Genomic DNA, 21904 nt, shown 5'->3' on the forward strand with positions numbered 1-21904 from the left:
CCCGCCCCGCCCTACCAAGGCAGGCGCCGCGCCCAATGAGAAAGCCCGGGGCCAACCGGCCCCGGCCCCCTGTCAACTATCCGCCGGGACATGTGTCAAGCATGCGCTGAGACATGTGTCAACTATCCGCCGAGACAGGACACGGGGCGTAGGCGACTGGAAAGTAGGAATCTTGGAACAAAGCACACGGTGACTGCCTCACCGACTGGAATATTCTCCCCAATCTACGTTCCAGTCACCGACGGGGCGTGAGCGACTGGAAGGTATCGGGAAAAATATATTCCAGTCGCTTATGGGTTGTTAGCGACTGGAATATAGAAAGGAAGGGGGTATAGCCGAAAGAGAGCGAACCGACGGACAGTGATGACGTCGCGCGGGCGCCGGGAGCCGGGCAGGCGCCAGCCAGGCGCCGGTCGGCGGGGCGCCCGGAACGCCGCCACACCCACCCCGGCCCGACCTCCGCTACAGGGTTACGTTGATGAGGACCGGTTCGGGGACCAGGGTGATGCCGAACTGCTTGCGAACGCCGGCGACGATGGCGTCGGCCAGCGCGACGATGTCGTCGCTGGTCGCGCCGCCGCGGTTCGTCAGCGCGAGCGTATGGCGGCTGGAGAGCGCGGCGCGGGCGTCGGGGGAAATCTTGTATCCCTTATGGAAGCCGGCGTGGTCGATCAGCCACGCTGCGGACGTCTTGACGCCCTTCGTGCCGTCCGGCAACGTTGCGTCGAAGCGCGGCGCGTCCGCCGGCAGCCCGGCCGCCTGCGATTCGGTGAGCACCGGGTTCATGAAGAAGCTGCCGCAGCTGTGCCGGTCGAAATCCTGGTTGCGTCCGTCGGCGCCCTCGATCTGCTCGGCGTCGAGCGCGGCCGGCGCGTCGTCGGCGGCGACGGAACGCTGCTGCGCCGCAATCGCGGCCTCGATGTTCTCGGCGCGCTTCGTCGCCTGCATGACCGGAATGCGGTAGCGCGTCGCGTCCTCGAGCATGCCTTTCGCCGCGCGCACCTTCAGCACCGCCGAACGGATCGTGCCGATCGGCAGCCGCGCGCCCTCCTCGACGCCGAGCGCGTGCGCAAGCTGCGCGAAGGCGACGGTCCCCTCGGCGCTGTGGGTCAGCCGGAACGTTACCGACAGCACGACGTAGCGCGGCGTGGGGAAATAGCGGTCCGCGGGCACCCCCGGCGCGCTGTACATGCTCTGCTTGAGCAGGCTGGTACGGTAGCCGAACTTCAGGTCCGCCGCCGACAGTTCCTTCGTCGCCTTCTCCTGGCGGTCCCAGACTTCCACCGACGCGACGCTGGAGCCGACTTCCTGCCCGTACGCGCCGATATTCTGCACCACCGACGCGCCGACGGTGCCGGGGATGCCGGAGAGGCCCTCGACGCCTTCCAATCCAAGATTGACGGCGAACGCGACGAAATCGTCCCAGTTCGCGCCGGCTTCGGCGGTGACATGGACGCTGCGGTCGCTGCCTTCCGCGGGCGCCGCTTCGTCGGGAACGGTGATCAGGCGGCGCGCGTCGCGCACGACGACGCCTTCGAACGGTTCGCTGGAGGCGAGGATGTTGGAGCCTCCCCCGATAACGCACAGCGGCAGCCCCTTGGCGTCCGCATCCTCGACGGCTTCGATGACGGCGACGCGCGTCGTCGGCTCGACGAACCGCGCGATGTAGCCGCCGACGCCCATGGTGGTAAGTTCGGCAAAGTTAGTCATAGCTGCCACGATAACAAAAAACCCGGCCGTTTCCGGTCGGGTTTGAACAGTCAGCGTAGTGGTGAACTCACCTTCGTGGGCTCCGTGGAGGAATTTCTGACGTTGGATTCCTCAGCGGGTCTCGCGGTGGGTGGTCTGCTTGCCGCAGCGCGGGCAGAACTTCTTCAGCTCCAAGCGATCCGGCGTGTTGCGGCGGTTCTTGGTGGTGATGTAGTTACGCTCCTTGCACTCGGTGCATGCCAGCGTGATGCCCGGACGGATGTCGGCGCTCTTGCTTGCCATTGAATTCACCTCTTGTGTTCGTTTCGTTCCGGAAGTCGCCTTCCGGTCTTTGTAGCGAGAAAGAGACTCGAACTCTTGACCTTACGATTATGAGTCGTACGCTCTAGCCAGCTGAGCTATCCCGCCATGAGAGCCTCGAGTGAGAATCGGACTCACGACCTCTTCCTTACCAAGGAAGTGCTCTACCACTGAGCTATCGAGGCGTGGCGGATAGTGGATTCGAACCACTGAAGCACGAAGCGCCTGATTTACAGTCAGGTCCCTTTGACCGCTTGGGAAATCCGCCGCGTTGTTCTCGGCCTCGGGGCTGACCCCTCAACCGGCAACTTGGCTAGTATGCCACGAATGTTCCGCAACCGTCAACCCTCGGCGTGTCGTTTAGAAAACCGGGGAACGGAAAGGCAGCTGGAGGAAGGCTGGGAGGCAACCGGGAAGAAGACCGCTGAGACTGGAAGGGGCAGGAAGAGAATCTAGAGAAGAGAAGGGGGAAGCAACACCCGTCCTCCAGAAGCGGTCGGGGGGACCGGCTTCCGGGCCGGGGGCGCCCGGCGGTCGAGGCTGCGCGGGGCGCGGCGGGAACGTTTCGGAAAACAAACACCGGGCCCCGTTCCTGCGAAAGGAACGGGGCCCGGTGCGTTTACGTTTGCCGCCGCGGTTCGTTGCCGTTAGCGGACGCTTGCGTTTGCTCGCGCGGAAAGACTACTCCATGATCGCGAGGACGTCGCGGGACGCGATGATCAGGTAATCCTCGCCCTTGTAGCTCACCTCGGTGCCGCCGTACTTGCTGAACAGCACCTTCTGGCCGACCTCGACGTCCATCGGGATGCGCTCGCCCTTGTCGTCGCGGCGGCCCGGGCCCACGGCCAGGACTTCGCCCTGCTGCGGCTTCTCCTTGGCGTTGTCCGGAATGTACAGGCCGGATGCCGTCTGGGTTTCCGGCTCGGACTGCTTGACGATGATCTTGTCTTCCAGCGGCTTAAGTGAAATCGACACTGGTGCCTCCTCCATGCATGTGAACGCATTGGTTGCGTTGTTTTCCACTTGCGCGCGAGGGTTTGCCCGGCCAAGAGGCTGACGATCACTTCGCCGCGCCGTCCCGTTGCGCTAGTTCGGTATCCTACCGCGAGATTTAGCACTCTCGCAACTCGAGTGCTAAAAGTGTCGCGCCCAGCGCAACCCGCGCGCTCCTCACACCGCCGGAAAACGCGGTGTGGGTGGATGGGCTGCCCGGCCACCGGTTCGTACAGCCGCCGGCATCCCCGCGAACGCAACGTTCCGCAGCGGCAAAGCAAAACGCGCTCCCCGCAGGGAACGCGTTGTGATTCAAGATTTTCGGGGGCCCGTGCAGCCCGGCCAGCCGCCGCCGTCAGTTGCCGCGGCGGGCGAGGATGACGTCTACGCCACCGCCGAGCGACTCTTCGGACGCGTCGGGGGCGTCGACGACGCTGGCCCGCTCGCTTTCGTGGAACGACGGGGCGCTCTCTTCGGCGGCTTCGGCCGCCGTTTCGGCGATCGACTGCGCGCTTACCGACACTTCCTCGCGACGCGTCGACGCATCCTGCGCGCGGCGAATCTCCTCCAGATCGACGCGGCTGGGCGCCGGATCCTCCGGGCCGTCCGGATTCGGCACGGCCTTCGCAACCTGCTTCGTCGACTTGATTTCCAGGCTTTCGGGAGCCGGGTGCGGCGTTTCGGCGACGTTGCGCGGCGAACCGAGCGAGAACGAAATCAGATCGACCGAAGACTTGCCGACAGTCGAAATCTCGTTCGTGGCGTCGTCGGCTTCATCCTGCGCCGCCGCGGCGCTTTCCGCGCTGCCGCTGCGAGCGGGGCTGCCGTTACGCTGAGCGCTGCCGTTGCCGGAATCTTGCGCAGCGCTGGCGGAACCGGCACCGGAACCGGCGCAAGAGCCCGCCGGGGCGACCGCTTCGACGATCGTTTCCTCGACGACGGCGTGCTCGCCGGAATCGGCTGCCTCCCCGCTGGCCGCGCGTTCGGCGGCGCGCGCCGCAATCTCGCGCGCCTTCGCCAGCTGCGCATCGTGGATGACGCGGCGAATCTCACGCTGTTCCATGACGTCGGTCGGCGTATCCAGCGACGACTGTTCGCCGGATTGCGCGCCGGAAATCTCCTGCCGCTGCGCCTCGGCCGCGGCCTTCAGCTGGGCCTCGCGGCGAGCCTTCGCACGCTGGGCCTTGCGGGCCGCTTCCTTTTCCTGGCGCTCCTTGACCTTCGCTTCCCAGGCCCGCGCCTGGCGCGACGCGTTGGCGCCGAGCGCGCACACGACGGCGAGCAGCGCCGCCGGAACGAGCGCGAAGAGGGGGCTGTAGTCGAACGCGAAGGCGAGGCCGAATACGGCGAGCGTCAGCGCAATCAGGATGCCGGCGAGAATCTGCCGTCGCCGCACCGCCGCACGGCGCAGCTCGCGCACATGGGCGATGTATTGCCGGTCTACGCCGCCATGAGAGCCGGAATGCGTGCCCGAGTGCGTATCCCCTGATGGCATTGTCGCCCCTTTCGCCTTCGGTGTCCTGTCGTCGGAGAACCGGGTGCCGCTCGTCGCGTCCACCAAGTGCAGCGACGTGGAGAACCGGTCCTCCTGGTGTTTGACCACCTGTTTCATCCCCTTGACCGTCCGTTTGGGCAGCCATATGGCCATGAGGATTACGAGTACTGCCAGAACGATGACTGCGCTTAGCGATTCGTAACCCATAGTCCCCAAGAATAAAAGAAATTATGCCAATATGGGTAATGCTTTCCCGGGCGTGTCGCCCAATAGACGGCGCACGAACCCCTCGGGAGCGTCCTGCGCGAGGAGGCTGTACGATTCATGGTCTCTCCATTCCCCGTTGATATACATGTAGCGCCGGCGCACGCCCTCGAACGTCGCGCCCACCTTCTGCACGACCCGGCGCGAGCGCTGGTTTTCCGGCAGAATGTCTATTTCCAGCCGGTGCAGCTTCGGTCCGCGCCGCTCGAAGAACGCCCAGTCGGCAAGCAGCGCGACGGCGAGCGGCGCGAAGCCGCGGCCGGCGAATTCGTGGGCGACCCAGTAGCCGATGATGCCCGAGCGCATCGAGCCGTAGCTGATCGCGCCCAGCGAAATCTGCCCTGCGAGAGCGCCCTGGAAATCCATGGCGAACACGACCGACGTTCCGGCGCGCTCGTCCTGGCGCTGGCGGGCGATCCATGCGTTGAACGTCAGCAGCCGCTGGCCGGTCGGGTCCCCTGATTCCCACGGTTCCAGCCAGGATTCGTTGCGCTGGCGCACTTCGCTCCATTCCGCGCAGTCATCGGCCGTCATCGGGCGCAGCAGCAGCGCCGGGGCGCCGGGCACGGGGCCGATGGCCGCCGGTACATCGAGCGCGTTCGGCGACGCCGGGGAAAGCCGCTCGCGGATTCCCTCGCTGATTCCACGGAAGATAGACACTGCACCATTGTGCCACGGTGTGCTGCTATGGCAACAAGATTTTCACTTTTGTTCCATTTTGGGTGAGGGTAAGTGAGATTGGGTTGGGGGCAGGTTTGGGGTTGCGGTTGTAGGTGACCGCGAGGGCGCCCGGGGCTGTACGCGGACCGGAAGTTTTTCGCAGTGGCGTTACGTTTCGGATGAACGTTTCTTTTCTGCAGGAACGTTACGTTCCAGGAGGGCTGTTTCGTTCCAGCAGAGCCGTTTCAGCAGGTTCGAGATTGATTATGGAGGACCGGTTGTGGATAGCGGTTGTGGATAACGGTGGACGACACACCTTGCCATCCACAATGGTTTTTTGAGTTGGTGTTGGCGGCGGCGGCTGGCGACGATGGAACGCATGGACGGTTTTTCACGGCGCAAGGCGACGCGGCATACGGCGGCGCGGCAGGAAGCGTCGCGGCGTTCGGCTCCCTACGCAGGTGCAGGTGCGGGAGCGGACGGCGCGGCGCGGCGGCTGCGCGGCTGGCTGCGTTCGCCGCGGGGACGGCGCGAGCTGCGACGCGCCAGGGTCCTTGCGGCCGCCTTGTGCATAGCGTTCGCGGTGTCGGCGTTGGCCTCCCGCGTTTCGAGCGCGAACGCAACCGTCCAGGTCGTCGTGGCGGCGCGCGCCATTGGCCGCGGCGCCACGGTAGCGGCCGGCGACGTCGCGCTGGCGGAAGTTCCGGCGCATGCGGGGCTGGGGGATGCGGTGGGGAATCTTGAGGAGATTATCGGCAGGGAATGCGCGCTGGACGTTCCGGAAGGCTCGCTGCTGACGGCGGCGATGCTTGCGCCGGCTTACGCGGCGCCGCGCGGCTACGCCGTCATCGACGTTGAGCTCTCGACCCCTGCGGCCGCCCTCGTCCCGGGAACCAAGGTCGCCCTGTCGTCCCTCGCCGGCTGCGACGGCTCTTCGCAAACTATGGAAGATTCAGGAAGCCGGAAGGAAACCGGCGAGGAAAAAGCGACGCCCGACGGTTCGGACGATGCAGGCGAATCGGGTGGTGCAGACGCGTCGTCTGGGGCGAGCGCGAGCTGCGTGATTGCGGCGGATGCGGTTTACCTGGGTCCCAGCGAAACGCAGGATTCGTCGGGAACGACCGCGAACGGCGCGTCGGGGGCGACGAACCGCGCAAGCGTCGCGCTGCCGCCGGACGACGCGCTCGCCGTCCTGCAGGCGCAGGACGTCTCCCCCATCATCGCCCACGAACCGTGACTCCCGGCTCAACCGTCTTTTACGTACCTGCAGTAACGCTCCCAAGGCAGAAATCCTAACAAAGCGGGAACGGAACCGCGCCTTCGTCGAATACGTGCATTCAATCTCACTGAAGGGCATACGCAGGAACGGGGCCACCCGTTAGCACACTGCGACCGCAATGCCGTCTAGGAGCCCTCTCCGGAACGGGGCAGAAAATCTACTTGCTGGAAGAGGACGAGGAACCGGAGCCGCTGTCGGTGCGGTAGAAGCCGGAGCCCTTGAAGGAAATCGGCACGGCGGAATAGACCTTGCGCACTTCCTCCTTCTTGCAGACGGGGCATACCTTGATCGGCGCGTCGTTGAAGTCCTGGTGCTTCGTGAAATCGTGGCCGCACGCCTTGCAGCGGTAGTGGTAATTAGGCAATTGTTCCTCCTTGTGCCAACTCCCCACATACTAAGCCACACCACCCCCACGCCACCGCCAGATTGCCCCCTCGCACGCCACCGCCAGATTGCCCCCCGCACGCCACCGCCGACTGGAATATAGCCGGCACGATACTTTCCAGTCGGTGACGGCGACTCAGTGACTGAAATATAGCTGGCACAATACGTTCCAGTCGGTGACGGGCCCTCAGTGACTGAAACGTAGACCAATACCCACAAACCAGTCCCTGATGATCCCAGCAACTGGAAAATAGCAGGCATGATACTTTCCAGTCGTTGATGGCCTCTCAGCGACTGGAAAGTAGCCTGATACCTATAAACCAGTCGCTGACGGTCCTAGCGACCGAAAAATAGTCCAGACGATACGTTCCAGTCGGTGACGGCGACTCAGTGACTGGAAAGTAGAACAGGGCCCACAAACCAGTCAGTGACAGGCCGTACGCGACTGGAAAATAGTCCAAATGGCACATTCCAGTCGGTGAGGGGGCCTTAGTGACTGGAAAGTAGAGGGACAACCACGAACCAGTCAGGGACGGGCGGAAGGGGCGGGGCCGGTTACTGGCGTTCGTTGAAGACGGCCCAGTGCGGGGGGAGCTCGGTGAGGATGCGGCGGTCGTCGTCGGCGGCGCGCTGCTGGGGCGTGGCCATGTCGCCGGGCTCGAGCTTGACGCCGTCGGCGTCGAAGCGTTCGGTGCCCTGGCGTTCGACGCGCTTGTGGTCACGCTTCACCCGGCGCGACGGATCATAAGGTTCAGCAGCCATCATTGCACCTCTATACACATGTCATGTGGAACCAGAAACGAAACCAGGAACGGAAAGGAAAACATCGGAAGTAGGAGGCAACGGCCAGACAGCAACTCGCCAACGACTAGGAGGCAGGAGGCAACGGCCAGACAGCAACTCGCCAACGACTAGGAGGCAGGAGGCAACGGCCAGACAGCAACTCGCCAACGACTAGGAGGCAGGAGGCAACGGCTAGACAGCAACTCGCCAACGACTAGGAGGCAGGAGGCAGCGGCTAGGCAGCAGCCGCGGCCATCAGCGGGCTTCCTGGTACATTTCGCCGAGGCGGGCGACGATGCGGTCCACTTCCTTTTCGGGGTTGACGAACGCGGCGACGCTCCACACCGTCAGGACGGACCAGCCGAGGCCCTCCATCTGCTGCATGAGCACGCGGTGGCGCTCGCGAGTGGACGGCATGCCCATGAACTGGGCGTCGTCGGTGAACAGCGCCAGCCCGAACGGCTTGTCCTTGACGCCGACGACCATCGGGATCCGCGTGCCGTCCTCGAAGCCGTAGTCGACCTCGACGTTGAGCCCGCGGGCGCGGATGCGTCCGGCGAGGTCGTTGAACAGCACGTTGTCGCTCGTGTCGCTGCCCGACGCCTCGAGCGCCGGCTCGCTGGCGAGCCCTTCGGCCCACGTGAGCAGCGTCTTGAGCATCTTGGGGCCGGCCTGGTGCAACCGCTCGTCGTCCATGTCCTCGGCGCCGAACGCGCTGACGATGTCGATGTGGCGCGAGGCCAGCGCGAGCGCGTCGAGCAGCATGCCGCGGCCGCCTTCGGACTGCAGCGCGCCGAACTGCTGCAGCAGCCGGCCGTGCGTCGTCTTCGCATAGCTCATCGAAATGATCGCGTCGGTGGCCTGCGCGCCTGCGACGTCGGTGATGTCGACGATGCGCACGTGCCGCAGGAACCGGCCCATGTATTCGTTCTTCGCGGCCAGCGACTTGAGCTCCGCGCCCAGGCGGATGCGGAACGTCGTCGTCATCGTCACGACGGTGAGGATGTAGCTGGCCGGCACGATGGTGAACGTCGAGGCGCGCTGCGTAATGAGCTCGACGATGGCGTCGATCTCCTCCTGGCTGCTTTCCACGAGCCCGGAACCCAGCTGCGGCACGGCGCCGGCCTCGATCGGGTGGAACAGCACATGCCCCTCCACCGTTTCGCGCGCCGGGTCGAGGCTGACGGGCCCGAAGCCCTGCTCCTCGAGGAACCTGTTGACGCGCGGGTCGCGGCGCGTGGGCACCGGCCGCACCTCCACGCTCGGCAGCATGCCGATCAGCGCGTTGAGGCTGTCGCTCGTCACCGTCTGGCGATGCGCCAGCACGACGGCCTGGCGCGCGCGGCACAGAATGCTCAGCAGCAGCACCGACGGGATGTGCGCGGCGGCGTCGATGATGACGACGTCGGCGATCGGCACCGGGTTCGTCACCGAGGCGAGCGTGGCCGGCGTGGCCATGATCACCGGCTTGGCGGCGGCGAGGATCTCCGGGTGGTCGTGCTGGATGCGGCTCAGCGGCACGCTGGCATCCGCGGCCAGCGCCGTATGCAGCATGTTCGCTTCCTGCGTGCGGGCGAACAGCAGGTCGCACAGCCGCTTCATCGACTCCTGCATGATCATCGGCCCGATCGAGCGCACATGCTCGGTATCGACCTGGATGAACCGGTCGGCGGCCGTCTGCAGCACCGAGCCGTCCTGGTTGGAGATGATGGCCGACGACTGCACGATGTCGTCGAACACCGTCGTCCACCATGCCAGCTTGAGCTCGTCGGCGACGGCGTCGGTGGCCACATGCCGGTTGCGCAGGTCCTCGACCAGCGGCGCGAGGCCGCCCTCCTTGAACTCGCGTTCGAGCACGCAGCGTTCGGGCAGCGTATCCAGCGCCCGCTTGTCGTCATAGAGCGCCTTGAGCCGCTCCTCCACGTCGTTGAAGTCGGCGGATTCGAGCGCCGCGCCCTGCGGCGTCGTGGCGAGCACGGCGTCCAGCGCCGTCAGGTTGCGCGCCAGCTCGTCCTGCGTTTCGATGATTTCGTCGAGCTTCGGCGGCAGCACCGGCCACCCGCCGTGCGGCACGAACATGCGCCACTGCTCGGCCTGCCGCGACACGACGAGCAGCGCTTCGTGCAGGCTTTCGACCTGCGCCCCGGCCCGCAGCATGCTCTTGGCTTCCTTGACGTGCCGGCGGCGCTCCCAGTAGCCCATCGTCGAGCCTTCGGCCTTGCGGCTCGCCTTCGGCTTGGTCGCCTCGATCATCGATTCGATGTCGCGTTCGAACACTTCCGGCTGGAACACGTCCAGCACGCGCCGCAGATTCTTGAGCACCGTCACCTGCCGCGCCCATTCGAGCGCCGTGTCCGGCACGGGGAACCCGCACGCCTTGACGGTAGACGCCACCTGTTCGCGGGTGGCCGGCAGCACCTTCTGCAGCAGGTCGACGACGCGCTGGTAGGCGGTGATCGCTTCGTCTTCGCTCATCAGCGACGCCTTGTACCAGGCGGTATCGTTCGGCCCGATCGAATATTCGCCGAGGTCGCCGGCGCGCTTGAGCTTGTCGCTCCACGCGTCCATCTGCTGACCGACTGCCTGCGCCACGCCCTTGCCGAGCCGTACGTGGGTCGCCGGATGGGTGGGCAGTTCGGAGATTTTCGCAAGATTCTGGATCGTCTGGTATGCCGACACGCCCCACGTCTGGTTGACGCCGTGCAGGTCGCCAAGGTACCGCGTCAGCCGCGCCCGCACGCCGACGAGTTCGTCGGCCAGCTGGTCGAAGCGCGAGGAGGCGACGCCGGGATGGAACCCGACGGCGCTGATGAGCTGGTGGTCGATGGCTGCGTTCGCGTTGGGGTTGGCGACGTCCAGCACCTGCCCGTCGAGTTCGTTGGCGCGCATCGCGCGCAGGAACCGCCGCTTCTGGTCGGTCACGCCCGGCACGTACAGCACGGATTTGCCGGCCATCATGCAGCGCGAGGCGATTGCCGCGGCCTCTTCCGCGGTGTCGGAACCGACGGAGCCGTCGACGAACAGCGAGTGCCCCGCCGCCGCCATGTTCGCGGCGTAGCGGACCGTGTTGTCGACGTCGCCGACTTCGAACTCGCCGTGCGGATCGCCGTCGAACGGGCTGTATTCGGCGAGTTTCTGGCTTTCGAGATGCTCGCGCGCCTCGTCGTCGCCGGCCAGCGCGTCCAGCAGTTCGTTGCCGGTCGGCCCCTTCGCGAGCTCTTCGAGAATGAGCTGGCTTTCCACGAGGATCTGCGCCGACGGGTCCATGAAGCAGCCGAGGATGATCTGCCGTTCAATATTGAAGTCGGCGTACGCCTGCCGCGCCGCGTTCGTGATCGCGGCGAACACGGCCGCCGTTTCCGGCGTGCCGCTGGCATAGTTGGAGCCGTCGAACAGCGCACGCTCGTCGAGGATGACGCCGTGCTCGCGCATGACGGCGACGAACGACGCGTTGAGCCGTACGTGCCCGGTGAACATGATCGTCGTATGGTTCTCCACCGGGTTGCCGTCGCGCTGCACCTCCACCGGGTACAGCAGCACCGGCATCTGGTTGCCCTTCCAGCGGGCGACGCCGACTACCAGCGACAGTTCGGCGACGCCGCTGATGCGCTTCTTGGCGCCCTGGTCCTCCAGCACGCGCTCGATGCGCCGCGCCCCGTTCTTCAGCTTGCCGATGTCGGGGAACAGCTTGTGCAGCGGCGCGCTGCCCCGCGCGAACAGCTGCGAGATTCCGGAAGGGTTGGCGTGCGTCAGGTCGAGCTTCGCGCTCAGTTGCGTGACGTCTTCCAGCGGCGACGGCACGAGATTCGCCTTGAATTCCTCGCGCCAGGTACGCAACCGTTCCAGCGAATCGCCGTCCGGCGACTGGAGATTGCCGCTTTGTTCAGCCATGGAGCTCACTTTCCTACCGCCTTGCGGTAATCTGCGTAGCCTGGGTTCTGCGAGAGCGCTTCGTCGATATCGGCGTTGCCCTGCGCGGACAGCCACGCGTACAGGTCGTCGTACAGCGACGGGTTCATCGCCAGGAACGGCAGCAGCTTGGGTTGGCGCGCCATTTCGAATTGCTTGGCGAAGTCGTCGCTCAGGCGCGCATCGTCGGACGTGTAGCCGCCGGCTTCAATGACTTCGCGGTGGGCGTCGAATTCGCCCTGCTTGACGCGTTCGAATACGGAGCCGGGTTCGAACGCCGGCGTGTACGCCTTCTGTTCGACCGGCACCGTGGGTTCGGGGTCGATTGATTCAGATTCGGTTGGTTCAGGGTCGGCCGGGCGCTGGAACCGCGAGTAGTCCGGCTCGTCCTGCGCGGGTTCGCCCTGCGAGGGTTCGGCCTGCGCGGGTTCGTTGTGCGTAGGCTCGGTATGCACAGGTTCAGTATGCGCAAGTTCGGCATGGGCGGCTTCATTGCGCGAGGGAAGCTCGATGCCGAACGCGGCCGCGTCGATCGGGTCCATCGCCGACGTCTCCTCGACTCCCGGCGTCGGCTCGGACGCGACGACGGAAGCGAACGAAAGCCGCGCGTCGACCGGCGGATTCTGGCTCACGGGAGCGTCGAACGTCACCGCTTCAGCAACCGAATCTTGGATAACACTAGATTCGGCGGCCGGTGCCGGCTGCTGCACGATCTGGTTCTGTACCGGAGCCTGGACGGCCGGGGTGACGGGGCGGCCGGCGGCGATGACGTCGACCGGAACGACGCCGCCCTTCGGCGCCAGCGGTTCCGTCGCCGGCGTTCCCTTCGGCGCGGCATGGCGCGGGCCCTCGCGGAACTCGGGGACGAACGGCTGCTCGGTGGGCGCCGGTTCCTTCATCTTGCCGGCGGCGATGTCCTGCGCGTCGGCGAACAGGTCGCGCGGCTGGGCGCCGGGATCCTGGTCGGGCTTGTCGGCGTCCGTGGACGGCGGGTTGAGCGGGGATTCGAACGGCGCGAACGTCTGGTTCTCGGCGTTGCGCAGCTCGGTGGCGCGGCGCTGCACCATGTCGGCGTTGAACATGTCGGTCGGCTCGCCGGCGCGCAGGTTGAGGATGTCGTCCACCGACATGTCGTTGCGGCCGGAAACCGGGGCGCCGTCGACGGCATAGTCGAACAGGTTCGCGACGCCTTCGGTGGTGTCGTCCACCGTGACGCAGACGAAATCGAGCGGCACGTCGCCGAACTGCATGTGCATGACGTCGCCCTGAAGCTGGAAGTCGGTGCCGCCGGGCAGGCGCAGCAGCTCGCTGCCGGTGCGCACCCAGTAGGTGCCGTTGGTGGAGTTCAAATCGCGCAGGAACGCGGCGCCGTTCGACTTGACCGAGAACTCGGCGTGGCGCTTCGACATCGAGCGCGTGTCGTCGGGAATCTCAACGCGTGGGTAGCGGCCGCCGGACACCGGGCGCAACGGCTTGCGGCCAATCTCGATGGTGTCGCCAGCTTCGACGCTCGCAACGTCCGAACCACCCGCTCGGATTACCCATTTCATTGCCGTTCGCTGGTCACCGCTCACCGTACCGGCCTTCCTCCTTGAGTGAGAGGGCGCGTGCCGCTCTCCTGCTGAAATCTGGTCGCATTCATCATAAGGCATGGTCGCCCTGAAGAAGTTGCGCCACTGTTCGTATTGTACGCTACCGCACTCCAACACACTCAAAACCCGCGAACAGCGCGCAGGAAAAAGGGAAAGCCCCGCCGCAATGGACGGGGCTTTCCGCGAAAGCTGTGGAAATGTGCGGCGCTAGGCCGCGCACATCACTTGAGCTCGACGGTGGCGCCAGCTTCTTCGAGCTGAGCCTTGGCCTTCTCGGCGTCTTCCTTCTTGGCGTGCTCGAGAACCGGCTTCGGAGCGCCGTCCACGAGAGCCTTGGCTTCGGCGAGGCCCAGGTTGGTGATGCCACGCACGGCCTTGATGACCTGGATCTTCTTGTCGCCAACGGCGGAGAGGATGACGTCGAACTCGTCCTTCTCTTCCTCGGCCGGAGCGGCGGCGCCACCGGCAACGGCGGCAACGGCGACCGGAGCGGAGGCTTCGACGTCGAACTTCTCTTCGAAGGCCTTGACGAACTCGGAGAGCTCGACGAGGGTCATTTCACCGAAAGCTTCGAGGAGCTCGTCCTGGGTGAACTTAGCCATTATGGCTTCCTTTCATTCATGGCGCGGAACGGTTTTCAAGGTAAGGTTTCCGTGCCTAAATCTTTGCTTGGTTGTTTGTCGAAACGTTTGGGGCGTCGACTTCACGCGGCGAGCCGCAGTGAACTCAGGCGGCCTTCTCCTGCTTCTCGCGCAGCGCGTCGACCGTGCGAACGAACTTGGTCGGCAGTGCGTTGAACAGGCGGGCGGCTTCGGACATCTTGCCCTTGAGCGCACCGGCCATTTCGGCGAGCAGTTCCGGACGGCTCTTGAGCTCGGCCAGCTGCTTGGCACCCTCGGCGTCGTACACGGTGCCGTCAGCATAGGCACCCTTGACGATAAGGGCCTTGTTTTCCTTGGCGAAGTCACGCAGGATCTTGGCAGCGTCGATGTAGTCGCCGGAAACGAAGACGACGGCGGTCGGGCCCTTCAGGGCGTCGTCCAGGCCTTCGATGCCAGCTTCCTTGGCTGCAATGCGGAACAGCGTGTTCTTTGCCACGGTGTAGGAAGTATCGCGGCCTAGCTTTTCACGCAGATCGGAGATCTGCGGAACGGTAAGCCCGCGGTACTCGGTCAGGTAGATCGCGTCGGCGTTACGGAAATCTTCCGTAAGCTCGGCGACCACCGCTTCCTTTTCGGGCCTCTTCATGGCGTTCCTTCCTAAGTCGGCCGTTGACTTTCGGAACGCCGCCGCGGCGCGATGCCGCAACAAAAAAGCCCTGCGCACAGGCAGAGCATCATCGGCCGGCCGCAATGCGGCGTGGCTTTCATTCTCAACCTGCGCTGGCTTGGCGAACCAAACTTCGGAGCGCCCGTCGCCGGACGTTCAACCAACGGTCTGTGGTTTACAAATAGAAAAGAGTACGGGGAGTCGCGGACTTACGGCGTGTCGCCCCTCCCAAAGCGCCCCCTATCTACGCAAAGTAGGAACGTCGTCAAAGTAGTCCGGCTCGCAAAACGTTGAAATTCTAACGTTTTGCGAGCCGTTCCCCGCTTCGCGGAAGCGGAGAGCGGTTCGTGACGTTCCTACTTTGCGAAGATACCTCATATCGGCGTCGCGAAGCCAACTGGCTGTCGGTCGGCACACAGGCTGGTACGCGCCTGACTACTCTGCCGGCGCGAGCGCTTCCTGAATCTTCTTGACTTCGTCGGTAAGCCAGTCAGTGAGGCTGTCGTACTTCGACGGCATCGTTTCGGTCATGTCGACGACCGGAACGTTGCCGTTGTCCGCGGCGGCGACCAGCTGGTCGGACAGCGTCGACGGTTCCTGCGAGTTCATGATCAGCAGGTGCGCATCGCCCTTCTTGAGCAGCTCCTCGAACTTCGAGATGTCGGAAGCCGTCGGCTCGCTTTCGTTGGCGGCCGCGCTCTTGTAGCCGGTTGGCGTCACATCGCCCAGCCCCAGCTCCGCCGCCAGGTAGTCGGCGACGGATTCGGTCGCCGCGTACGACAGGTCCGGATCGGCCTTCTTGACTTCGGCGATTTCGTTTTCGAGGTCCTGTTCCTTCGCGTGCCATTCCTCGTTGAGCTTCTGGAATTCGGCTTTGTCGGCCGGCAGCAGCTTTTCGTAGGCCTGCGTAATGGCGTCGGCGGTCTTGTTGCGCACTTCCGACGAGAACCAGACGTGCGGGTTGTCGCCGGTCTTCTTGCCGCCCTCTTCCGCGGCGTCGATGACGACCGCCTTCGACGAATCCGCCGCCTTCGTCGCCCATTCGTCGTAGCCGGCGCCGTTGACGATGGCAACCTGCGCGTGCTCGAACTTCGCGATGTCGTTCGTCGTCGGCTCGTAGTCGTGCGCGTCGACGCCCGTATTGCTCAGGATTGACGTCACGTCGACGTACTTGCCGCCCAGATCCTTCGCCAGCGAACCCCAGATGTTCGTCGACGCGACGACTGCGATGACCGAGTTCGCGTCGCTCGAGCCCACGCCGGAGCTCGCTTCCTGCGACGACGACGCGCCGCAGCCGACGGCGAAGCCGGTCATCGTCACCGCGGCCACCAGCGCCGCCGTCACCTTCAGCATTTCCTTAAGATTGCGTTTCATCAGCCCTTGTCCGTCCCTTTCGTTGCCGTTTCCGTAAGATTGCGCCTCATTGGCGTCCCTTTCCGTTGCGCTTCTTCCTTGCGTTTCGTCCGTTCGCCGGTTTCACCGCCAAAGATTCGTGCGTTTGCCGAAGATTCCCGCTTCCATTCTGCCAACCCCCGCGCAGTCCGGGCGCCGAATCTTCTCTCGACGGAGCCACTCTATCACTTATTGAGAACAATTCTCAATAAGCAAAGGGACGACACTGGCGCCGACGCCATTCAAAGCACAGAACAGACACGCCGATGGCACTGACCGAGGCAATCACCATGCCGGCAATCCATAACCTCCTCGATGACCCACCAGTGGCCGGCAGCACGTAACGCGGCATGGTATTGACCACCGTAAACGCAGCCATCATGCCGTCCGGGGTCTCTTCGTCAAACGACCATGGATACTGCGCGTACACATACGACACCCTCGGCACACCTCCATCAACGTTGATGCAGAATACGTCGTCGGCGGGGTCGTCCGGCGCTTCGTAGTCATCCGGCACCCTAATCTGACTGAGCCTGTAGCAATAGTCTCCGCCAGCGGTCAGGCCGTCAAACGAGAACACGGCAACCCCGTCATCGCCAGTCACAGTCGACGTGACTTCGGAAAAACCTTCAGGGGGTGCGCTCGAAGACCCGGGGTCAATCGTCGCCCTGAACTGACCTCCGGCCAGTTTCAGCGTTTCGACGTCCTTGTCGACAAGTGTGATCCGAACGTCGGTAACCGGAGAGAAGTCGTTCAACACGGTGAGCAACAGATTATTGCTGGTGTCCAGGGAGAAAGAATCAATGGCCGACATGCTCCCGAAGCTCGTCAACTCATAATACGGCAGATTGTCTTGAGCGCTCCAACGAGGCGTAATCGTCATCAAAGCGCCAGCTGAAGTATACGACGCTGACGCCGAGGTCTGCACCAGATCGAACGCATACGAATCACTTTGGGACGTCACGCCTCTCCACGTCAGCGTCAGTTGGCCGTTGGCATCCGTGGTGATGCACCCACTCTCCGGTTCCAAGTCCGGCCGGTTGCTGCCACCAACATCCACCAAGCAGAACTCTGCGCCGCCAAGCGCCTTCGATCGGTTATTCGAATCAAGGAGGGTGAGGTACAAATTAGCGATATTCAGTTCATTCACCAGCGTCACCAATGGCTGCTCAGCGTCGAGCGACCATGCTCCGTCCGTGGACGTCAATCGAAAATCGGCAGCAACCAAGACGGCAGCATCATCTTCATCTGCTCCCACCGTGAATCGCAATGTCGCCTGTTGCGCAGCAGTGTAACGGTCAGGACTCGCTTGTTCTTCCAGCACGAAGGCGTACCCGCCTAGCGGCAACGCATCAAACGCAAATACGGCGTTGCCGGCACTGTCAGCCGTCACGCAGACAGGCACCGACGAGTTTGTTTGCTCATCCCAGTATGCGTCAGGAAGGAGGGGCAACAACGAAGCGGAAACTTCATCAAGATCCAACGTTGCACACACCTCGGCGTCAGGGATGGCTTCACCAGACGGATCTCTGGCGGCAAGTTCAACCTGAACGTCGCTAGTGAGAGGCTCTTGATAAATGATGAGCTCCGCTGCTAGGTTGCCCGTTTGGACAGGATCGGTCTCGTTGTAGGCGACTCCCAGATAGTCAAACACCCAACCCCAAGTCCATTCAGCGACGAGCTCTCCCGTATACCCTGGATCATCGAACCACATCCATTGAGGCTCCGTGAACTGCTTGTAGCCTGCAGGCACTGATGTCTGGTACAGCAGGCCTTCTCCGCTGCCTACATCGGAATAATACGGCACTTCAAGGATTGCAACGCCTTCTTCATCGGTGATAGCCGAGTCATAGCAGACTCCCAGATGATCACCGAGGCAAAAACCAGCGCCCTCGATTGGCTGGCCGTTGACACTAAATAGCCGGACGGTGAGCTCCACAGACAGACCGCTCCATGTCACGATGTTCGCATCGCCCAACGATGCCTCTTGCGATTGGTATGCAGCAGCTCCGTCGCTATCTATCGTTTCTTTAATCAGGCCTTCCTCGGCTTGCACCGTATCCGACGACGTACCACCCACGTTCACCGAATTGGGGGAATCTTTTTCCTCCTGGACCTCAGATTCGTCATAACCCAGCGTTACCGAGCTTTCCTCCGCCGTATCGGACTCCGAGATTTCGACTGCGGAAGCGGTCGGTACGAATCCGAACGAAGTTCCCCATGTCACACCAACCACCAGCAAAACGGTCAACATCAACGCCGCGACTCTTGCGACCGCACAGACAATACGGTTCATCCTCTCCCCTTCTTTCCCCATTGGAATCCGGACCTCACGCTCCGTTCATTTAGAGCGTACTGATTGCCATCAAGCATACAAAATCACTGATTTCGTCCAAGAGATTGACCAAAACCGGTTTCCCAGTCTCAAGGCGAAAAGAACCGGACATCTACAGCCCACCGAAATCTTGGGTCGGGTTCCTCAACACGCCGGCGACGGAGGAACCCGACCCAGCAGCCCAACGGAATCTTAGGTCCGGTTCCTCAACACGCCGGCGACGGAGGAACCCGACCCAGCAGCCCAACGGAATCTTGGGTCGGGTTCCTCAACACGCCGCGAACGGAGGAACCCGAGCCGGCAGCCGGGCGAAATCTTGACTCCGGTTCCTCGGAGGAACTGAACCCAGCATTCCTCCTTGAATCTTGGGTCGGGTTCCTCAACACGCCGGGACGGGAGGAACCGGACCCAATACTCCGCCCGAATCTTGGGTCGGGTTCCTCAACACGCCGGGACGGGAGGAACCGGAACAAAGAAAGCCCCTCACAACGCGTGAGGGGCTCTCAGTTCTAGACGCATGCTCCCGGGTGGGAGCCGGCATCACAGAATGGCCATGCAGATGAAATCGAGGATGAAGAGGGCGGAGACGATCCAGACCATCGGGTGCACTTCCTTCGCCTTGCCCTTGCAGGTCTTGACGAGGCAGTACATGATGAAGCCGCCGGCGATGCCGTACGAAATCGAGTAGGCGAACGCCATGAAGACGGCGGCGAAGAAGGCGGGGATCGCCTCTTCGATGGAATCCCAGCGCACTTCGCGCAGCGAACCCGCCATCATGCAGCCGACGACGACGAGGATGCCGGCGGTCGCGGCGGACGGAACGGCGGAAATCACCGGCGCGAAGAAGGCGGAGAGCGCGAAGCAGATCGCGACGACGACCGACGTCAGGCCGGTGCGGCCGCCAGCGGCGATGCCGGCCGACGATTCCACGTACGTCGTGGTGTTCGACGTGCCGAAAATCGAGCCGATCGACGTAGCGATCGAGTCGGCGAACAGCGCCTTGTCCATCTTGGAGGAGAAACCGGAGGAATTTTCGACGGCGTCTTCGTCTTCCTTCGAGAAGATGCCGGTGCGGCGGCCGGTGCCGATGAACGTGCCGAGCGTGTCGAACGTATCGGACATGGAGAACGCGAAGATCGTGACGAGGACGAGCGGGATGCGGCCAGGGTTGCTGAACAGCGAACCGAAGCCTTCGCCGCTGAACAGCGCGCCGAACGTTTCCGGAAGCTGCGAGAACATGTCGCCGAACGACACCGAATCCGACATGTTCGTCAGTCCCATCGGAATGCCGATGACGGCGGCGATGATGATGGCGAGCAGCATGCCGCCCTTGACCTTGCAGATCGTGAAGACGATGGCCAGCACGAGCGAAATGAGGAACAGCCACAGCGTCGGGTTGTTGAGCGTCGCCATGCCCGGGGTCGCGCCGATCGCGTCGCCGGACTGCGCGTCGCCCTTGACGGTGAACTGGAAGAAGTCGACGTTCAGGAAGCCGACGTACGCCACGAACAGGCCGATGCCGCCGCCGATGGCGTGCTGCAGCGGAACCGGAATGGCGCGCAGGATCATCTTGCGGATTTTGGTGACGGTAATGAGGATGTTGATCAGGCCGCAGATGAACACCATCGCGAGCGCTTCCTGCCAGGTGAAGCCCAGGCCGAAGCAGACGGTGTACGTGAAGAACGCGTTCAGGCCCATGCCCGGAGCCAGCGCGTACGGCACGTTCGCGAACAGGCCCATGATCAGCGTGCCGATGATCGACGCGATGATGGTGGCGAGGAAGACGCCGCCCCACGGCATGCCGGTCTGCGTCAGGATCTGCGGATTGACGATGATGATGTACGACATCGCGAAGAACGTCGTCAGGCCGGCCATCACCTCGGTGGAAACAGTGGTCCCGTTTTCTTTCAGATGGAAGAATTTCTCCATGTGGAACTCGATTTCTTTTCTTCTAGTCTCTAAGGGGTCTAGTCTCTATGCGATCGGTTGGATCGGTGCCGCTTCAGCAAGCCCGGCGACGCCGACGAAAGGAGCCGGAAAACGGGGGCAGACGGAAAAACGGAACATCACGAAGTTAGCAGAAGGTTTGTTACGAACAGAAGAAATACCCGACGGAACGATTGGTTTTGACGGTTTTCTGCACAGTGGTTGCGCTGGGTGGGTTTTGCGGCTTGCTGCAACGCAAGCGGGCACTATTCAAGATTGCTGAAACGGTTTGGCACCATCGCCAACAGAAAAACCGACACGCCGAGAGCGTGTCGGTTTAGGGATCCGGTTCCTCAACACGCCGGCTCGGGAGGAACCGGGCCCAGCACAAGCGGGAAATCTTGGTTCCGGTTCCTCAACACGCCGGCCCCGGAGGAACCCGACGCAGCAGTGTGCGGAAATCCTGGGTCCGGTTCCTCAACACGCCGGCTCGGGAGGAACCGGGCCCAGCAGTGTGCGGAAATCCTAGGTCCGGTTCCTCAACACGCCGGGCCGCGAGGAACTGGACCGAGGAAAGGAGCCGGAGGTGCGGTCCGGTTCCTGCGGGAACTCAGCCGAAGCGGCCGGAGACGTAGCGCTCGGCTTCGATGTTCTGGGGGTTGTTGAACATCGTCGTCGTGTCGGCGAAGTACTCGAGGTGGCCGGGCTGGCCGACCGCCTTGAGGTTGAAGAAGGCCGTGTAGTCGGCGATGCGCGCGGCCTGCTGCATATTGTGCGTGACGATGACGATCGTATAGTCGTTCTTCAGCTCGTTGATGAGGTCCTCGACGGCGAGCGTGGAGATCGGGTCGAGCGCGGAGCACGGCTCGTCCATCAGCAGCACCGACGGGTGCACGGCGACGGCGCGCGCGATGCACAGGCGCTGCTGCTGGCCACCGGACAGTCCGACGCCCGGGTTGTCAAGACGGTCCTTGACCTCGTTCCACAGGTTGGCGCCGCGCAGCGCCCACTCGACGAGGTCGTCGGCGTCGGACTTCGAGATCTTCTTGTTGTTCAGCCGCACGCCGGCGAGCACGTTCTCGCGGATCGACATCGTCGGGAACGGGTTCGGCCGCTGGAACACCATGCCGACATCGCGCCGCACGGCCACCGGGTCGACGTCCTTGCCGTAAAGGTTGACGCCTTCGAGCAGCACTTCGCCGGTGCAGTGGGCGCCGGGAACGATTTCGTGCATGCGGTCGAGCGTGCGCAGCACCGTCGACTTGCCGCAGCCGGACGGCCCAATGAACGCGGTCACCTTGTTCGCTTCGATGTTGATGTTCACGTCTTCGACGGCGAGGAACGATCCGTAATAGATATTGAGATTGTTGACGTCAATGCGCTGTCCCATGGTCTGGGTCACGCTCCTTTCGTTGCGCTTGCGACGCGGCCGTTTCGTCGGCCACAAGATTTCGTAGGTCCGCCTTGGTTCCGGTTCCTCCCCGACCGGCGTGTCGAGGAACCGGACCCAGGATTCGGTCGGAGGATTGGGTCCGGTTCCTCCCCCGGCGGCGTGTCGAGGAACCGGACCCAAGATTCGGCCGGAGGATTGGGTCCGGTTCCTCCCCCGGCGG

General features: G+C 63.5%; 17 protein-coding genes and 3 tRNA genes. 2 read left to right on the forward strand and 18 right to left on the reverse strand.

What is annotated here, in order from left to right; all coding sequences use genetic code 11:
• Positions 1 to 462 precede the first annotated feature (462 nt).
• From AC1AXT_RS06005 to AC1AXT_RS06040, 8 genes are all read right to left on the reverse strand, one after another.
• Positions 463 to 1710 (reverse strand): FAD-binding protein, encoded by a 1248-nt coding sequence (locus tag AC1AXT_RS06005; RefSeq protein WP_476540552.1) that lies wholly within the window; start codon positions 1708 to 1710, stop codon positions 463 to 465.
• A gap of 111 nt (positions 1711 to 1821) precedes the next feature.
• On the reverse strand, positions 1822 to 1992 hold the full coding sequence (gene rpmG, locus AC1AXT_RS06010; protein WP_476540553.1) for a 50S ribosomal protein L33: 171 nt from the start codon (positions 1990 to 1992) through the stop codon (positions 1822 to 1824).
• A 52-nt stretch (positions 1993 to 2044) separates the two neighbouring features.
• A tRNA-Met gene (locus tag AC1AXT_RS06015) sits at positions 2045 to 2118 on the reverse strand.
• 5 nt (positions 2119 to 2123) lie between these two features.
• A tRNA-Thr gene (locus AC1AXT_RS06020) sits at positions 2124 to 2195 on the reverse strand.
• A 1-nt stretch (position 2196) separates the two neighbouring features.
• A tRNA-Tyr gene (locus AC1AXT_RS06025) sits at positions 2197 to 2278 on the reverse strand.
• Between the two features lie 413 nt (positions 2279 to 2691).
• Positions 2692 to 2985 (reverse strand): co-chaperone GroES, encoded by a 294-nt coding sequence (groES, locus tag AC1AXT_RS06030; RefSeq protein WP_476540555.1) that lies wholly within the window; start codon positions 2983 to 2985, stop codon positions 2692 to 2694.
• A 373-nt stretch (positions 2986 to 3358) separates the two neighbouring features.
• Positions 3359 to 4606: a hypothetical protein gene (locus AC1AXT_RS06035; protein ID WP_476540557.1), complete on the reverse strand. Its 1248-nt coding sequence runs from the start codon at positions 4604 to 4606 to the stop codon at positions 3359 to 3361.
• A gap of 120 nt (positions 4607 to 4726) precedes the next feature.
• On the reverse strand, positions 4727 to 5422 hold the full coding sequence (locus tag AC1AXT_RS06040) for a GNAT family N-acetyltransferase (RefSeq protein WP_476540559.1): 696 nt from the start codon (positions 5420 to 5422) through the stop codon (positions 4727 to 4729).
• Between the two features lie 337 nt (positions 5423 to 5759).
• Between AC1AXT_RS06040 and AC1AXT_RS06045 the strand changes: the two genes are divergently transcribed.
• A complete protein-coding gene (locus AC1AXT_RS06045) occupies positions 5760 to 6659 on the forward strand; it encodes an SAF domain-containing protein (protein ID WP_476540561.1) in 900 nt (299 codons plus the stop codon).
• A 199-nt stretch (positions 6660 to 6858) separates the two neighbouring features.
• Here AC1AXT_RS06045 and AC1AXT_RS06050 read toward each other — a convergent pair whose 3' ends face one another.
• From AC1AXT_RS06050 to AC1AXT_RS06090, 9 genes are all read right to left on the reverse strand, one after another.
• Positions 6859 to 7065, reverse strand: coding sequence for an FmdB family zinc ribbon protein (locus AC1AXT_RS06050; protein WP_476540563.1), 207 nt, complete (start codon positions 7063 to 7065; stop codon positions 6859 to 6861).
• 575 nt (positions 7066 to 7640) lie between these two features.
• On the reverse strand, positions 7641 to 7847 hold the full coding sequence (locus AC1AXT_RS06055; RefSeq protein ID WP_476540565.1) for a hypothetical protein: 207 nt from the start codon (positions 7845 to 7847) through the stop codon (positions 7641 to 7643).
• A 276-nt stretch (positions 7848 to 8123) separates the two neighbouring features.
• Positions 8124 to 11759, reverse strand: coding sequence for a helicase (locus tag AC1AXT_RS06060; protein ID WP_476540567.1), 3636 nt, complete (start codon positions 11757 to 11759; stop codon positions 8124 to 8126).
• Positions 11760 to 11764: 5 nt separating this feature from the next.
• Complete coding sequence (locus AC1AXT_RS06065) at positions 11765 to 13327, reverse strand: FHA domain-containing protein (protein ID WP_476540569.1); 1563 nt, start codon at positions 13325 to 13327, stop codon at positions 11765 to 11767.
• A 263-nt stretch (positions 13328 to 13590) separates the two neighbouring features.
• On the reverse strand, positions 13591 to 13971 hold the full coding sequence (rplL, locus tag AC1AXT_RS06070; protein ID WP_476540571.1) for a 50S ribosomal protein L7/L12: 381 nt from the start codon (positions 13969 to 13971) through the stop codon (positions 13591 to 13593).
• A 124-nt stretch (positions 13972 to 14095) separates the two neighbouring features.
• Positions 14096 to 14617 (reverse strand): 50S ribosomal protein L10, encoded by a 522-nt coding sequence (gene rplJ / locus AC1AXT_RS06075; protein WP_476540573.1) that lies wholly within the window; start codon positions 14615 to 14617, stop codon positions 14096 to 14098.
• Between the two features lie 456 nt (positions 14618 to 15073).
• The gene (locus AC1AXT_RS06080) at positions 15074 to 16012 is read right to left on the reverse strand and encodes a metal ABC transporter solute-binding protein, Zn/Mn family (protein ID WP_476540575.1); all 939 of its coding nucleotides are present in this window, start codon (positions 16010 to 16012) and stop codon (positions 15074 to 15076) included.
• A 223-nt stretch (positions 16013 to 16235) separates the two neighbouring features.
• Entirely contained in the window at positions 16236 to 18326 is a 2091-nt protein-coding gene (locus AC1AXT_RS06085) for an MSCRAMM family protein (RefSeq protein WP_476540577.1), read from the reverse strand.
• Positions 18327 to 18905: 579 nt separating this feature from the next.
• On the reverse strand, positions 18906 to 20294 hold the full coding sequence (locus AC1AXT_RS06090; RefSeq protein ID WP_476540579.1) for an NCS2 family permease: 1389 nt from the start codon (positions 20292 to 20294) through the stop codon (positions 18906 to 18908).
• On the opposite strand from AC1AXT_RS06090, the gene AC1AXT_RS06095 reads away from it, so the two are divergent.
• The gene (locus AC1AXT_RS06095) at positions 20293 to 20574 is read left to right on the forward strand and encodes a hypothetical protein (protein ID WP_476540581.1); all 282 of its coding nucleotides are present in this window, start codon (positions 20293 to 20295) and stop codon (positions 20572 to 20574) included. The genes AC1AXT_RS06090 and AC1AXT_RS06095 overlap by 2 nt on opposite strands.
• A gap of 327 nt (positions 20575 to 20901) precedes the next feature.
• Here AC1AXT_RS06095 and pstB read toward each other — a convergent pair whose 3' ends face one another.
• Positions 20902 to 21681, reverse strand: coding sequence for a phosphate ABC transporter ATP-binding protein PstB (pstB, locus tag AC1AXT_RS06100; protein WP_476540583.1), 780 nt, complete (start codon positions 21679 to 21681; stop codon positions 20902 to 20904).
• Between the last annotated feature and the right edge of the window lie 223 nt (positions 21682 to 21904).

This window comes from Bifidobacterium sp. LH_450 (assembly GCF_056356715.1).

Excerpts from the sequence above, each read along its gene's own strand:
- AC1AXT_RS06005 (WP_476540552.1), bottom strand. The coding sequence starts at position 1,710 with ATGACTAACTTTGCCGAACTTACCACCATGGGCGTCGGCGGCTACATC.
- rpmG (WP_476540553.1), bottom strand. The coding sequence starts at position 1,992 with ATGGCAAGCAAGAGCGCCGACATCCGTCCGGGCATCACGCTGGCATGC.
- AC1AXT_RS06055 (WP_476540565.1), bottom strand. The coding sequence starts at position 7,847 with ATGGCTGCTGAACCTTATGATCCGTCGCGCCGGGTGAAGCGTGACCAC.
- AC1AXT_RS06060 (WP_476540567.1), bottom strand. The coding sequence starts at position 11,759 with ATGGCTGAACAAAGCGGCAATCTCCAGTCGCCGGACGGCGATTCGCTG.
- AC1AXT_RS06065 (WP_476540569.1), bottom strand. The coding sequence starts at position 13,327 with ATGAAATGGGTAATCCGAGCGGGTGGTTCGGACGTTGCGAGCGTCGAA.
- rplL (WP_476540571.1), bottom strand. The coding sequence starts at position 13,971 with ATGGCTAAGTTCACCCAGGACGAGCTCCTCGAAGCTTTCGGTGAAATG.
- rplJ (WP_476540573.1), bottom strand. The coding sequence starts at position 14,617 with ATGAAGAGGCCCGAAAAGGAAGCGGTGGTCGCCGAGCTTACGGAAGAT.
- AC1AXT_RS06080 (WP_476540575.1), bottom strand. The coding sequence starts at position 16,012 with ATGAAACGCAATCTTAAGGAAATGCTGAAGGTGACGGCGGCGCTGGTG.
- AC1AXT_RS06085 (WP_476540577.1), bottom strand. The coding sequence starts at position 18,326 with ATGAACCGTATTGTCTGTGCGGTCGCAAGAGTCGCGGCGTTGATGTTG.
- AC1AXT_RS06095 (WP_476540581.1), top strand. The coding sequence starts at position 20,293 with ATGTGGAACTCGATTTCTTTTCTTCTAGTCTCTAAGGGGTCTAGTCTC.
- AC1AXT_RS06090 (WP_476540579.1), bottom strand. The coding sequence starts at position 20,294 with ATGGAGAAATTCTTCCATCTGAAAGAAAACGGGACCACTGTTTCCACC.
- pstB (WP_476540583.1), bottom strand. The coding sequence starts at position 21,681 with ATGGGACAGCGCATTGACGTCAACAATCTCAATATCTATTACGGATCG.